Source organism: Mycobacterium hippophais (assembly GCF_027529605.1).
GTDB classification, from domain to species: domain Bacteria; phylum Actinomycetota; class Actinomycetes; order Mycobacteriales; family Mycobacteriaceae; genus Mycobacterium; species Mycobacterium arseniciresistens.
This window is the reverse complement of sequence record NZ_JAPZPY010000003.1, coordinates 425,979-439,742: the sequence shown is the minus strand read 5'-3', so window position 1 is coordinate 439,742 and position 13,764 is coordinate 425,979. Positions and strand designations below refer to the sequence as shown.

The window sequence follows — 13,764 nt, the reverse complement described above, 5'->3', positions numbered from 1 at the left end:
CGCCGCTAGATCCGTCCGCAGTTCGGCGCTGTCGGAACGCCCTTGAACCGGTCCGCGATCCACTGCATGGCCGGCTCTCCGTCGACCAGCATCGGCAACGCATGGTTGATCACCGCCTTGTTCAGGAACGGCGGCTGCTCGTTGGTTCGCGCCTCGATGTCGGCGCCTTGGGCACACCAGTCCCTGCCGAGTTGCATCGCCGGCGCCCACGGCACCAGCGGGTCGAACCTGTTGGCGTTGATCAGCACCGGCGCGTTGGGTTTCGTCTTTCCCAGCTTCTGTTCCTCGAACAGCGACTTGAACGGTTCCTGGCTGACGAGCGTGTTCATGTCCTGATTGAAGTACGGCTGGAGGTGCCGGAACATGAACTTCGAGATCGTCTCCGCGATGCACTGGTCCTGCACCTTGAACAGCATGTCGGCGCCGCGCGGCGTCAGCGTCGCGCGGATCGCCGCCTCGTGCTCGGGATAGGCCGTCATCACCGAGTTCAGCGCATATCCGACGACACCGACGAGCATGCTGCCGTCGGCGAACGGGAAGAGCGCCTTCAGGTCCGCGGGCGGTGCACCGGCATAGGTGCCCTTGACGTCCAGTTCCGGCGCGTACAGCTCGGCCATCTCGGCCGCGGACGCCGCGGCCCCACCGCCCTGGGAGTATCCCCAGAACGCGAGCGGGCCGTCCGGCGCCAGCGACGTCCCGGGCAGCCGCTTGGCGGCGCGGGCGGCGTCGAGCATCGCGTGGCCCTGGGACACCCGGCTCACGTAGGTGTGCAGCCCCGGGGTGCCGAGGCCCTCGTAGTCGGTCATGACGATCGCGAACCCGCGGGCCACCATCGTCGCGACGAACAATTCTTCGTAGTTGAACGCGAGGTCGAGATAGGGCGACCAGTGGATGCCCTGATTGAACTGCCGTGACGGCGCGCACTGGTCACCCTGGCCCTGGGTGCCGGGTCCGTAGACGATCAACGGCCGCGGCCCGCCGAACGGCCACGGGTTGTGCGGCTCGAAGTAGGTGCCCGTGACGACGTTGGGGTTTCCGCGAGCGTCTGTGCTGCGGTACATGATTCGCGTGCCGTTGGCCATGATCATGCCGAGCTGGCCGGACGGCTCGAGGACCAGCCGGGACGGCTCCGAGCGCACCACGTCGCCGGGCTGGCCCGGCGGCAGCGGATCTGGCGGGGTGTAGAACGCCTGGTACTCGTCCTCGTTGAAGTACGGGTGGTGGTGGTCGATGGTCGGGTCGTCGGCGAACGCCGTCGCCGATCCCGCCATGACGAAAAAGCTGATAACTGTAACGACGACCCGAATCCCCCGACCCACGGCGCGAACGTTAACAGTTCGATAACGGCGGCGGGGGGTTTGGCTCCCGATTGACGTATCCGGTTACCCGCCGGTCGATTTGATCACGAGCCAGCGGACCCAGAAACGCCGAACGTGCGCCCACCGCGGAGAATCACGCTGATTCTCGCCGTGAGCGCACGTTCGGCGCGAAAACTCAGTAGCGGTAGTGCTCCGGCTTGTACGGGCCCTCGACATCGACGTTGATGTACTCCGCCTGCTCCTTGGTGAGCCTGGTCAGCGAGCCGCCGAGTGCCTCGACGTGGATCTTGGCGACCTTCTCGTCGAGATGCTTGGCCAGGCGGTAGACGGCGTTGTCGTACTCGTCGTTCTTGGTCCACAGCTCGATCTGCGCGATGACCTGATTCGAGAAGCTGTTGCTCATCACGAACGACGGGTGGCCGGTCGCGTTGCCCAGGTTCAGCAAGCGCCCCTCCGAAAGCACGATGATCGAATGCCCGTCGGGGAAGACGAACTCGTCGACCTGCGGCTTGATGTTGATCCGGCGGATGTCCGGGTCACGCTCGAGGCGGGCCATCTCGATCTCGTCGTCGAAGTGGCCGATGTTGCCCAGGATCGCCTGGTGCTTCATCGACCGCATGTGCTCGAGGGTGATGATGCCCTGGTTGCCGGTCGCGGTGATGATGATGTCGGCCCAGCCGACGGCCTCTTCGACGGTCTTGACCTCGAAGCCGTCCATCAGCGCCTGCAGGGCGTTGATCGGGTCGATCTCGGTGACGGCCACCCGGGCGCCCTGCGCCTTGAGCGCCTCGGCGCAGCCCTTGCCGACGTCGCCGTAACCGCACACCAGGGCGGCCTTGCCGCCGATCAGCACGTCGGTGCCGCGGTTGATGCCGTCGATCAGCGAGTGCCGGGTGCCGTACTTGTTGTCGAACTTGCTCTTGGTGACCGAGTCGTTGACGTTGATCGCGGGGAACGGAAGGTCACCGGCCGCCTCGAACTGGTAGAGCCGCAGCACACCGGTGGTGGTCTCCTCGGTGACACCCTGGACCGACTCGGCGATCTTGGTCCACTTGCCCTTGTCGGTCTCGAACCGCTTGCGCACCAGGTTCAGGAAGACCTTGTACTCGTCGGAGGCGTCCTCCTCGTCGGGTGGGACCACGCCCGCCTTCTCGAACTGCGCGCCGCGCAGCACGAGCATGGTGGCGTCACCGCCGTCGTCGAGGATCATGTTGGCCGGCTCGTTGGGCCAGGTGAGCATCTGCTCGGCGGCCCACCAGTACTCCTCGAGCGACTCGCCCTTCCAGGCGAACACCGGGACGCCCTTGGGCTCCTCCGGCGTCCCGTGCGGACCGACGACGGTCGCGGCCGCGGCGTGGTCCTGGGTGGAGAAGATGTTGCAGGACGCCCAGCGCACCTCGGCGCCGAGTACCACCAGCGTCTCGATCAGCACCGCGGTCTGCACCGTCATGTGCAGCGACCCGGAGACCCGCGCCCCCTTGAGCGGCAGCACCTCGGAGTACTCGCGGCGCAGGGCCATCAGCCCCGGCATTTCATGCTCTGCCAGCCGAATCTCCTTGCGGCCGAACTCGGCCAAGGACAGGTCGGCAACCTTGAAATCGATGCCGTTGAGGCTGTCAGCCTTCAACTCAGTCATATGCATTCCTTTACGTGCGCGCGCGTGAGGCCATTTAGTTAGCCTGGTTACACAGTAGTCGGCGCGGTCAGAGCGCCGCTAATTCTGCTCGATGACACCGTATCGTTCGGCAAACGGCGTCATCAGCCGGGCCAGGTCACCGGCCACATCGTGGTCGGCCTCCGGCGGCATCGAGACATAACTCATCGCCAGCCGGACGATCGCACGGGCCAGCACGCCGGCGTCCTCGTCGCTCGCCCTGACCCAGCTGTGGGCGAAGGTGTCGGTCAGCCGGTCGGAGCACCGGGTGATGATCGGTCCGCTGTCGGTGGTGATGATCTGCAGCAGGTCGGGCTTGGTCTCCCCCGACAGCAGCGAGATCACCAGGGGGTCGGCGGCCGACTCGGCGAAGAACGCGCGGAATCCCTGCAGGAAGGCGGCGTGCACATCGCCGACATTGCCCTCGATGGCCTCGTCGACGGCGTCGACCAGGCGGTCCGCCAGCCGCAGCGCGTAGTTCTGCGCCAGGCCGTGACGTGAGCCGAACTCGTTGTAGATGGTCTGCCTGCTGATCCCGGCGGCCTTGGCGACGTCCGAGAGCGTGATCGCCGACCAGTCCCGGGTCGTCAGCATGTCGCGCATCCCGTCCAGGATCGAATCGCGCAGCAGCACCCTCGACGCCTCGGCGTACGGGATGCGCTGCGCGCTTCGACGGTCGCGCGGGCTTGTCACACGCGCGAGGGTAGCGGTCAAGACCGCGCAACCTCCACCATCTCGAAATCCGACTTGGCCGCGCCGCAGTCCGGGCAGCTCCAGTCGTCGGGGATGTCGTCCCAGCGGGTGCCCGGTGCGATGCCGTCCTCGGGCCAGCCCTTCTCCTCGTCGTACTCGAATCCGCACTGCACACAGACGAACAACTTGTAGTCACTCATCGGGTTGCTCCCATCTCTTCGAAGTCGACCTTCTCGCGCACCGCGCAGTCGGGGCAGCACCAGTCGTCGGGGACCTGGTCCCACGGGGTGCCGGCCGGGAACCCCTCACGTGGGGCACCCGTGGTCTCGTCGTACACGTAGTCACAGCCCGGGCAGCGGTAGGCGGTCATCGGGAGACCTCCGCCACCGCCCCGTACCGCGCCAGCATCTTGTCGCGCAGCCGCGGATGCAGATTCACCCGGGTGATGTCGCCGTCGTAGTGGTCCAGCACCCGGTGGTCCATCACCTTGCGCCACAGCGGCGGGAAGTAGGTCAGCGCGATCATCGACGCGTAGCCACTCGGCAGATTCGGCGCGCCGTCGATGCTGCGCAGCGTCTGGTAGCGACGCGTGGGGTTGGCGTGGTGATCGCTGTGTCGCTGCAGGTGGTACAGGAACAGGTTGGTGACGATGTGGTCGGAGTTCCAGCTGTGCGCGGGTGCGCAGCGCTCGTAGCGGCCGCTGGCCGTCTTCTGCCGCAGCAGGCCGTAGTGCTCGAGGTAGTTCACCGTCTCGAGCAGCGTGAAGCCGAAGACGGCCTGGATCACGAGGTACGGGATCAGCGCCACGCCGAACACCGCGATCAGGACGCCGAAGAGCAGCACGGTCATCGCCCATGCGTTGAGCACGTCGTTGCCCGGGTAGGTCCTCGGGTCCCAGGGGCTGCGTCCGTTGCGTCGCAGGCGCTGGGCCTCGAGCTGCCATGACGACCGCAGGCTGCCCCAGACACTGCGCGGCAGGAATTCCCAGAACGTCTCGCCGAAGCGTGCCGACGCCGGGTCCTCCGGGGTGGCGACGCGGACGTGGTGGCCGCGGTTGTGCTCGATGTAGAAGTGGCCGTATCCGGTCTGGGCCAGCGTGATCTTGCTGAGCCAACGCTCGAGCGAGTCCTTCTTGTGCCCCATCTCGTGTGCGGTGTTGATGCCCACCCCTCCGAGCACCCCCACCGACAGCGCGAGTCCGATCTTGGCCGGCCAGCCCAGGCCGCCGTCGAAGCCCAGCCAGCTCAGGTTCGACGCGGTGAACAGGTAGGCGCCGAAGATCACGCTGGCGTACTGGAACGGCAGATAGATGTAGGTGCAGTAGCGGTAGTACCGGTCGTTCTCCAGCCGCTCCATCACCTCGTCGGGCGGATTCTGGCCGTCGGGGCCGAACTTCAGGTCGAGCGCCGGCAGCAGCACGTAGAGCAGGATCGGGCCGATCCAGAACGGCAGCTGGGCCGCGGTGTGCCATCCGAGGTCGTTGAGCGCCCAGACGATCGGCAGCATCACGAACAGGGCGGTCGGCGCGATCAGCCCCATCAGCCACAGGTACCGCTTCCTGTCCCGCCACTGATCAGCGGTGATGTCTGAGATTTCGGTCGTCATCGAACAGCCTCCTCGGTGATCGGGATCACGTCTTGGGTTGACTATACGACGCTATTTGTCCGTTGTCTAGACACCAATGGTCCTTTTGTAAAGCGCTTCCGAGCGACTTCGGCGCGCTTCCAGTCGCTGACGAGCGATCGAAAGCGCGCCGAAATCCCTGAACAGTTACTCGACCGCAGCGGCCTCGCGGCGCCCGAGCACAGAGTGCCTGCGGCCGTAGACGAAGTAGATGACCACACCGATGGCCATCCAGATCAGGAAGCGGATCCAGGTCAGGCCGGTCAGGTTGAGCATCAGCCAGACGCAGGCCGCGATGGCTGCGATCGGCAGCAGCGGCACCAGCGGCGCCCGGAACCCGCGCTCGAGGTCGGGACGGGTCTTGCGCAGGACGATCACACCGGCGGACACCAGGACGAACGCGAAGAGCGTGCCGATGTTGACCATCTCTTCGAGCTTGTCGATCGGGAACACCGATGCCGCGACGGCCACTAGAACCCCGACGATCAGCGTGATGCGCACCGGCGTGCCGTGCTCGCCGGTCTTGGCCAGCTGGCGGGGCATCAGCCCGTCGCGGGACATCGCGAACAACACCCGCGTCTGGCCCAGCATCAGCACGATGACGACGGTCGTCAGGCCGGCCAGTGCGCCGATCGAGATCACCGTCGCGGCCCACTCCACCCCGTTCGCGGAGAACGCCGTCGCCAAGTTCGCCTTCTCACCCGCGTCGCGCAGCACCGTGTAGGAGACCATGCCCGACAGCACGACGGCGACCGCGACGTAGAGCACCGTGACGATGGCCAGCGACCCCAGGATGCCGCGCGGCACGTCGCGCTGCGGGTTCTTGGTCTCCTCGGCGGTGGTGGCGACGATGTCGAAGCCGATGAAGGCGAAGAACACGATCGACGCGCCGGCGAGCAGGCCGTACCAGCCGAAGCTGCTGCCCTCGGCGCCGGTGATCAAGGAGAACAGGGACTGCTCGGCGCCGCTGCCACCCTCGGCCGCCTCGGCCGGCGGTATGAACGGCGAGTAGTTGCTCATTTTGATGTAGCCGGCGCCGACGATCACCACGAGCAGCACGACCGCGACCTTGATCACGGTGATCACCAGGCTGACGCCGGCCGACAGCTTGGTGCCGCGCGCGAGCAGCAGCGTCACGAACGCGATGATCAGCAACGCGCCCCAGTCCACCTTGAGGCCGCCGACCTCGGCGATGCCGCCGCCGAAGTTGAACACCGTGCCCAGGTAGCTCGACCAGCCCTTGGCCACCACGGCCGCGGCGACGGCGAACTCCAGGATGAGATCCCAGCCGATGATCCAGGCGACGAACTCACCGAACGTCGCATAGGAGAACGTGTAGGCACTGCCCGCCACCGGCACGGTCGAGGCGAACTCGGCGTAGCACAGGGCCGCGAGCCCGCAGGCGATCGCGGCCAGGATGAACGAGATCGAGATGGCCGGACCGGTCAGGTTGCCCGCGGTGGACGCGGTGATGGTGAAGATGCCCGCCCCGATCACCACGGATACGCCGAACACGGTGAGGTCCCACCACGTCAGATCCTTGCGCAATCGGGTGCTCGGTTCGTCGGTGTCGGCGATCGACTGCTCCACGGATTTGGTGCGCCATCTGCCGGTCATGACGAATTCCTTTCGGATCCGGTGCGGGACAGATTCTCGCCCGGGTGTGCGAAATCTACCGGCTACTGTGACCCGATGGGGCGGAGTACTAAACACGCAATCGTCATTGGGGGGAGCATCGCCGGGCTGTGTGCCGCGCGGGTGCTCTCCGACTTCTACGAGCACGTGACCATCTTCGAGCGCGACGAGTTGCCCGACGGTCCGGCCAACCGCGCAGCCGTCCCCCAGGGCCGGCACGTACACCTGCTGATGGCCCGCGGGGCCGCCGAGTTCGAGAGCCACTTCCCCGGCCTGCTCGACGACATGGTCGCCGCCGGCGTGCCCATCCTGGAGAACCGGCCCGACTGCATCCACTTCGGCGCGGCCGGTCACGTGCTGGGCACCCAGCACACCCTGCAGGACGAGTTCACCGCCTATGTGCCGAGCCGTCCACAGCTGGAATGGCAGATCCGCCGGCGGGTGAACGCGATACCCAACGTCGAGATCATCCGGCGCCTGGTGTCCGAACCGACGTTCGACGCTGCCGCCCAGCGCGTCACCGGGGTGGTGCTCGACGACGGCGAAGCGGTAGCCGCCGACCTCGTCGTCGACGCCACCGGCCGCGGAACCCGGTTGCCGGTGTGGCTCGCGCAGTGGGGTTTCGAGCGTCCCCGCGAGGACACCGTCGACGTCGGCATCGGCTACGCCAGCCAGCGGGTGCAGGTGCCCGACGGCCTGCTGGCCGAGAAGGTCGTCGTGGCAGGCGCGTCGGACGATCTGCCGCTCGGTGTGGGCATGCTGTTCTACGAGGACGGCCTGTGGAACGTCACCACCTTCGGCGTCGGCAAAGTCGATCCGCCGAAGGACTTCGATGGCATGTGCGCGCTCGCGGACGACATCCTGCCCTCCCACGTCGCCGCCGCGCTGCGGGCCGGGAAACCCGTCGGCGAGATGTCGTTCCACAAATATCCGACGAGCCGGTGGCGCCGCTTCGACAAGCTCGACCGCTTCCCGGCCGGGATCGTGCCGTTCGGCGACGCCGTGGTCAGCTTCAATCCCACCTACGGCCAAGGCATGACGATGACGTCGCTGCAGGCCGGTCACCTGCGCCGGGCCCTGCAGAATCCCGGCGAGAGCCTGGCCAGCACGCTGAGCAAGGCCACCGCGAAAACGACCTACCCGGTGTGGCAGATGAACGCGGTCGGCGACCTGACGCTGCACCGGGCCACCGGCCCGATGCCGTGGTGGTACTCGCCGGTGGGCGGGCTGTTCGACCAGTTCCTCGGCGCCGCGGAGACCGATCCCGTGCTGGCCGAATGGTTTCTGCGACGGTTCAGCCTGCTCGACAGCCTCTGGATGGTGCCTTCGCCGCGACTCGTGGGCCGCACGATCAAGCACAACATGAGGCTGTGGCTGGCCGAGCGGCGCGCCACGCGCGAGGCCGTACCGGTCGCCTGAGCGGGGACGGGCGTCAGAGCCCGACGGTGACCCGGAACAGCTTGGTCGGTTCCTGCGCCATCAGCCGGATCGGGCCGTCGTCGGCGGCCACCCATGCCGCCGCGCCGCGCTGCAGCGTCAGCGACGTGCTCTTCGCATGCACCACTGTCACACCCTCGGTGCACAGCAGCACCTGCGGGCCGTCGTACCGTGACGGCGCGTCGATCTCGTGGCCGCACTGGTCGCCCGCGACGCTCAACACCGACACCGCGAACTCCGGCGCCGGCGTGCGATAGACCAGTTCCATTCCGTCGCGGCTCATCTCGGGCCGCAGCTCGTCCTCGGGCGTCGGCGTGAAGTCGAGCACCCGCAGCAGCTCGGGCACGTCCACGTGCTTGGGTGTGAGACCGCCGCGCAACACGTTGTCGGAGTTGGCCATCACCTCGACGCCGATTCCGCGCAGGTAGGCGTGCAGATTTCCGGCAGGCAGGTAGATCCCCTCGCCGGGCCGCAGCGAGATGCGGTTGAGCAGCAGGGCGGCCAGCACGCCGGCATCGCCGGGATAGCGCTCGCCGAGTTCGAGCACGGTCTTGGCCTCGGCGGCGAAGCGCTTGTGGCCGGAACGGACGTATTCGATGGCTCCTTCGAGCACCGCGGGGACGAGCAGGTCGAGGTGGGGTTGCGGCGCCGTGATCCAGGTGGTGAACAACGCCCGCAGCCCGTCGGCGTCGGGCTGGCCGGCCAACAGGTTGAGGTAGAGCTCGAGTTCGGGAACGGCCAGCGCGCGAATCAATTCGATGGTGTGGTCGACCGGGGCGAATCCGGCCAGTGCCTCGAACTGGTCGAGCGCCACCATCAGCTCCGGCTTGTGGCTGCGGTCGCGGTAGTTGCGCATGGGCGCCGACACCGGGATCCCCAGCCGGTCCTCGCGTTCAAAACCCTCTGCGGCCTGCGTCGCGCTCGGATGGGCCTGCAGCGACAGCGGTTCGTCGGCGGCGAGCACCTTGACCAGGAACGGCAGGGCGTCGCCGAAGTGGCTGAGCAGCCCCGTCCCCAGCTGGCCCTCCGGGTCCTCGCGCAGCGCCGTCAGCAGTGACTGCTCGCCGTCGTCGGTCTGCAGCCAGGCCGGGTCGCCGGGATGCGCGCCGAACCACAGCTCCGCCTCGGGATGCGGTGTGGGACTGGGCCTTCCGGTGAACTCGGCGATCGCGGTGCGCGAACCCCACGCATAGGTCCGCACCGCGCCTCGTAGCAGGTGCACGTGTCTAACCCCGAACCAGTCTCAGGTACACAGCCGTCATCTCCAGTCGTACGGCCAGCGTGGCCAGTTGGTGTTCCGGCCGACTGCTCGCCCCCCTCGCCGGGCCGTCACCGGCGTCGGGCACATCCTCGGCACTGACCACGTCGACGCCGTCGAAACCCGCGACCCTGGCCAGTATCACCGGGCGCTCGAGGTCGGTGGTGAGGACGAAGGCGCGCACCCGTCGCGGCAGCGGCCCGTCGAGCTCGTCGTCGTGAAACAGCGATGACTCGTAGGACGTCTCGCCACGGCGACCGGACGGCCTGTTGCGCAAACCCACCAGCAGATCGGCCAGCCCGACGGCGGCCACCGCCTCACCGGCCGCCCGCAGCAGCACCGCCGCGCCGTGCCGGCCGAGCGCCAGGGTGGCCGCATTGTCGCCGGCGAGCACGACGTCGCGCCCGGAGATGCGGTCGGCCAGAGACTTGGCGGGGTTGGTGAACAGGTCGCGGCCCGCGCTGTTGCGCAGCGCCTCGGCGTCGAGCTCGTCGGCCAGTGCGGAGAGGTCGGCAGGCAGACCCGCATCCACGGTGTGCAGTGTGGCCAGCCCGACCGCGAGGTAGCGGGCCAGGCCGAAGTCGTCGGGTACCCACACCCGCGGCGCCAGCGCCACCACCCGGCCGGCGGTGGCATCCCGCAGCGGACCTTCGTACGGCGCGGCGATCACCACCCGCGCGCCACGGCGCACACCGGTCGCGGCCGCCGTCACCAGCGCGGGGTCCGCCGCGTCGTCGCCCGCGACCACGATCACGTCCAGCGCACCGATCCAGGGCGGCACCTGCGCGGTGACGACGACCGGCGCAGCGGCAGACGGTCCCATCGTGGCGGCGAGCATCGCCCCCGCGGTCTCGGCGACGCCACGGCCGGCGACCCACACGACGGTGCGCGGCGGCTGGCCCGACCGCAACGGCTCGAGCACTCCCTCGTCGAACGCCGCCGCGGTGGCGCGGACCTGGGCGCCTGCCATCGCAGTGGCCCGGAGCAGACCGTCCCGGTCGGCGTTCAGCAGTCCATCGGCGTCGTCGAGGTCGATGACCGCCTCGGTGGCTCTCACGACGAGTCCCCCGCGACGGTGACGCTCTGGGCCTCGACCGTCTGCGATACCTGGCCGACCACCTCGTCGACCTCCTCGACGGTGCGCGCCTCGACGTTCAGCCGCAGCAACGGCTCGGTGTTCGACGTGCGCAGGTTGAACCAGTTCCCGTTGCCGAGATCGACTGTCACGCCGTCGAGGTGATCGATGGAGTGGATGCGGGGACCGAATGACTTGAGCACCGCCTCGACACAGGCCGCCGCATCGCCGACGGTGAAGTTGATCTCGCCGGACGCCTCGTAGCGCTGGTAGTCGGCCATCAGGTCCGACAGCGGCCGGTCCTGCTCACCGAGCGCGGCGAGCACGTGCAGGGCGGCCAGCATCCCGGAGTCGGCGCCCCAGAAGTCGCGGAAGTAGTAGTGCGCGGAGTGCTCGCCGCCGAAAATCGCGCCGGTCTCGGCCATCAACGTCTTGATGTAGGAGTGCCCGACCCGGGAGCGCAGCGGTGTCCCGCCGCGCTCCACCACCAGTTCCGGCACGGCCCGGGAGGTGATCAGGTTGTGGATGACAGTGGCGCCGATTTCACGCTGCAGTTCGCGCGCGGCCACCAGGGCCGTCACCGCCGACGGCGACACCGGGCGACCGAGCTCGTCGACGACGAAGCAGCGGTCGGCGTCGCCGTCGAACGCCAGGCCGATGTCGGCGCCGGAGGACACGACATGGGCCTGCAGGTCGACGAGATTGGCCGCGTCCAGCGGGTTCGCCTCGTGGTTGGGGAACGTGCCGTCGAGTTCGAAGTACAAGGGCGCCATCGTGATCGACGGAATGTTCCCCAGCACCGCCGGAGCGGTGTGACCCGCCATGCCGTTGCCCGCGTCGACGGCGACCCGCAACGGGCGCCGACCGGCCAGGTCGACCAGTGAGCGCAGGAAGTCGCCGTAGTCGGCCAGCACGTCGCGGTCGGAGATGACGCCGCGCGGCGCGTCCGACGCGGGCACACCGGCGATCACCTCCTCGGCGATCACCGACAGCCCGGTGTCCTTGCCGACGGGTTTGGCGCCTGCGCGGCACAGCTTGATGCCGTTGTAGGCGGCCGGGTTGTGGCTGGCGGTGAACATCGCGCCGGGACAGTCGAGCAGGCCGGAGGCGAAGTACAACTGGTCGGTGGACGCCAGCCCGATCCGGGTGACGTCGAGGCCCTGGGCCACCACGCCCTCGGCGAACGCGGCGGCCAGCGCGGGCGAACTGGCGCGCATGTCGTAGCCGATCACCACCTGGTGGACTGCCGGGTCGGCGGCCATCAGCCGGGCGAACGCGCCGCCGACGTCGGCGACGAATGCCTCGTCGAGTTCGTCACCGACCAGGCCACGCACGTCATACGCCTTGATGACGCGGTTAACCGCCGCAGCCGGCCGGGACATAGCACTCCTCGTGACGGGATCTTCTGCGCCAGCCTAGCCGTCGGAGGATGACGGATCTGCGTCTATCGCCCGGCTCGTTTGCTCCACCGGCGGCCGCCGGCCTCCGGTTTACTCGCCGGGGTCCGGCAACACCCGCAGGTGTCCGCGCCGGCGCCCGCTCGAATCGGGCCGACGGGCCGGGGGCGCCATCAGCGCACCACCCGCGACTCCGGTGGAGGGATCGGAGAAGCCCGCCACCACACCGTTCATCGGGGCCGCCACTTCACGTCCCTCGCGCACCGCGTCGGCGAGGGCGACCAGGTCGTCCTCGTCCGGATGGGTGGGCAGCGGGCCGGCGTGGCGAACCAGCTCCCATCCCCGCGGGGCGGTGATCCGGCTGGCATGGCCGACGCACAGATCCCAGGAATGCGGCTCGTTCACAGTGGCCAGGGGCCCGACCACGGCGGTGGAGTCCGAGTACACGAAGGTCAGCGTCGCCACAGCATAGTGAGGGCACCCGGGCCGGCAGCAGCGACGGGGAACGTTCACGATCGAGAGGCTATCGCGCACCGCGGCCCCGTGGCACCGGACACGCGCAGCGTCGGGGCGGCCGATCTCGAACCGTTACGATCGGTGACCGTGGCCGAAGGGAACCGGTGGCGATCACGCCGCCGCCGGGATATGCGCGGCCCGCTGCTGCCGCCGTCGGTGCCGGGCTGGCGCAGTCGCGCGGAACGGTTCGACATGGCGGTGCTGGAGGCCTACGAGCCGATCGAGCGGCGCTGGGCCGACCGGGTCTCCGCACTCGACGTCGCGGTGGACGAGATTCCGCGGATCTCACCGAAGGATCCCGACAGTGTTCAGTGGCCGCCCGAGGTGGTGGCCGACGGGCCGATTGCGTTGGCGAGGCTGATACCCGCGGGCGTAGATGTCCGGGGTAACGCCACCCGGGCGCGAATAGTGTTGTTCCGCAAGCCGATCGAGCGCCGGGCCAAAGACACCGACGAACTCGCCGAGCTGCTGCATGAGGTGCTGGTGGCGCAGGTCGCCACATTCCTGGGCGTCGAACCCACAGTCATCGACCCGACGATCGAGGACGAGTGAGGCCCGGCGCGGGCCAGGTCGGAGCTAGATGATGCCGCGCTTGAGGCGTCGGCGCTCCCGCTCGGAGAGCCCGCCCCAGATGCCGAACCGCTCGTCATGGGCCAGCGCGTAGTCGAGGCACTCGTCGCGCACCTCGCAGCCCAGGCAGATCCGCTTGGCTTCGCGGGTCGAGCCGCCCTTCTCCGGGAAGAACGCCTCGGGGTCGGTCTGAGCGCACAGCGCGCGCTCCTGCCATTGATCCTCGGTAGTTGCCGGATCAACTTCCCACTCGTCGCCCTGGTCGGGGACCAGGCTCAATTGCGGCCGGTTTGCGGCCGCCGTCGGCGCCGGCCTGATATCGGTGTGCGGCATGCTGCCGACAGCGCCGAGCAGCCGGTTGTCGAACCGGACTACTCGATCGAAATCGCTACTCTCAAAAGACATTTCCCGCCTCCTCACTCGGTGTCGTAGATGAACTCGGAGCCCCACGATGGAGATGTGCGACCAATCAATTCGAACAAGTGATCGAATCTCGGTCTGCGACACCGATTTCGGCCGGCCAACCGGGAATGACACTGATGTGATTAGACACGCGTTAGCTGCCGGGGTCAAGCGCTGGAACAGAA

The 13,764-nt window shown here is 68.1% G+C and carries 14 protein-coding genes; 2 read left to right on the top strand and 12 right to left on the bottom strand.

Annotation, left to right across the window (positions count from 1 at the left end):
* Positions 1 to 5: 5 nt before the first annotated feature.
* From O6P37_RS10670 to O6P37_RS10640, 7 genes are all read right to left on the bottom strand, one after another.
* Positions 6 to 1,271: a lipase family protein gene (locus O6P37_RS10670; protein WP_269894020.1), complete on the bottom strand. Its 1,266-nt coding sequence runs from the start codon at positions 1,269 to 1,271 to the stop codon at positions 6 to 8.
* A gap of 223 nt (positions 1,272 to 1,494) precedes the next feature.
* A complete protein-coding gene (gene ahcY, locus O6P37_RS10665) occupies positions 1,495 to 2,955 on the bottom strand; it encodes an adenosylhomocysteinase (RefSeq protein ID WP_269894019.1) in 1,461 nt (486 codons plus the stop codon).
* 78 nt (positions 2,956 to 3,033) lie between these two features.
* On the bottom strand, positions 3,034 to 3,576 hold the full coding sequence (locus tag O6P37_RS10660) for a TetR family transcriptional regulator (protein ID WP_408633150.1): 543 nt from the start codon (positions 3,574 to 3,576) through the stop codon (positions 3,034 to 3,036).
* 107 nt (positions 3,577 to 3,683) lie between these two features.
* Complete coding sequence (locus tag O6P37_RS10655) at positions 3,684 to 3,866, bottom strand: rubredoxin (RefSeq protein WP_264015947.1); 183 nt, start codon at positions 3,864 to 3,866, stop codon at positions 3,684 to 3,686.
* Positions 3,863 to 4,036, bottom strand: a complete 174-nt coding sequence (locus tag O6P37_RS10650; RefSeq protein WP_269894018.1) for a rubredoxin — start codon at positions 4,034 to 4,036, stop codon at positions 3,863 to 3,865. The genes O6P37_RS10655 and O6P37_RS10650 overlap by 4 nt, the downstream gene beginning before the upstream one ends.
* Positions 4,033 to 5,271, bottom strand: a complete 1,239-nt coding sequence (locus O6P37_RS10645) for an alkane 1-monooxygenase (protein ID WP_269894017.1) — start codon at positions 5,269 to 5,271, stop codon at positions 4,033 to 4,035. The genes O6P37_RS10650 and O6P37_RS10645 overlap by 4 nt, the downstream gene beginning before the upstream one ends.
* A gap of 165 nt (positions 5,272 to 5,436) precedes the next feature.
* Positions 5,437 to 6,906 (bottom strand): amino acid permease, encoded by a 1,470-nt coding sequence (locus O6P37_RS10640; protein ID WP_269894016.1) that lies wholly within the window; start codon positions 6,904 to 6,906, stop codon positions 5,437 to 5,439.
* Positions 6,907 to 6,981: 75 nt separating this feature from the next.
* Here O6P37_RS10640 and O6P37_RS10635 point away from each other — a divergent pair, with 75 nt between their 5' ends.
* Positions 6,982 to 8,343, top strand: coding sequence for an FAD-dependent oxidoreductase (locus O6P37_RS10635; protein ID WP_269894015.1), 1,362 nt, complete (start codon positions 6,982 to 6,984; stop codon positions 8,341 to 8,343).
* Between the two features lie 13 nt (positions 8,344 to 8,356).
* Here O6P37_RS10635 and manA read toward each other — a convergent pair whose 3' ends face one another.
* From manA to O6P37_RS10615, 4 genes are all read right to left on the bottom strand, one after another.
* Positions 8,357 to 9,583, bottom strand: a complete 1,227-nt coding sequence (manA, locus tag O6P37_RS10630; RefSeq protein WP_269894014.1) for a mannose-6-phosphate isomerase, class I — start codon at positions 9,581 to 9,583, stop codon at positions 8,357 to 8,359.
* Positions 9,584 to 9,587: 4 nt separating this feature from the next.
* Positions 9,588 to 10,676 carry a TobH protein gene (locus O6P37_RS10625; protein ID WP_269894013.1) on the bottom strand — a complete coding sequence of 363 codons (1,089 nt, stop codon included), beginning with the start codon at positions 10,674 to 10,676 and terminating at the stop codon, positions 9,588 to 9,590.
* On the bottom strand, positions 10,673 to 12,076 hold the full coding sequence (locus tag O6P37_RS10620; protein ID WP_269894012.1) for a phosphomannomutase/phosphoglucomutase: 1,404 nt from the start codon (positions 12,074 to 12,076) through the stop codon (positions 10,673 to 10,675). Before O6P37_RS10620 ends, O6P37_RS10625 begins: the two co-directional genes overlap by 4 nt.
* 108 nt (positions 12,077 to 12,184) lie before the next feature.
* Complete coding sequence (locus O6P37_RS10615; protein WP_264015956.1) at positions 12,185 to 12,604, bottom strand: DUF3499 domain-containing protein; 420 nt, start codon at positions 12,602 to 12,604, stop codon at positions 12,185 to 12,187.
* Between the two features lie 132 nt (positions 12,605 to 12,736).
* Between O6P37_RS10615 and O6P37_RS10610 the strand changes: the two genes are divergently transcribed.
* Positions 12,737 to 13,159 (top strand): metallopeptidase family protein, encoded by a 423-nt coding sequence (locus O6P37_RS10610; RefSeq protein WP_264016018.1) that lies wholly within the window; start codon positions 12,737 to 12,739, stop codon positions 13,157 to 13,159.
* A 24-nt stretch (positions 13,160 to 13,183) separates the two neighbouring features.
* On the opposite strand, the gene O6P37_RS10605 is transcribed toward O6P37_RS10610, so the two are convergent.
* Positions 13,184 to 13,450 (bottom strand): WhiB family transcriptional regulator, encoded by a 267-nt coding sequence (locus O6P37_RS10605; RefSeq protein WP_264016019.1) that lies wholly within the window; start codon positions 13,448 to 13,450, stop codon positions 13,184 to 13,186.
* Positions 13,451 to 13,764 lie beyond the last annotated feature (314 nt).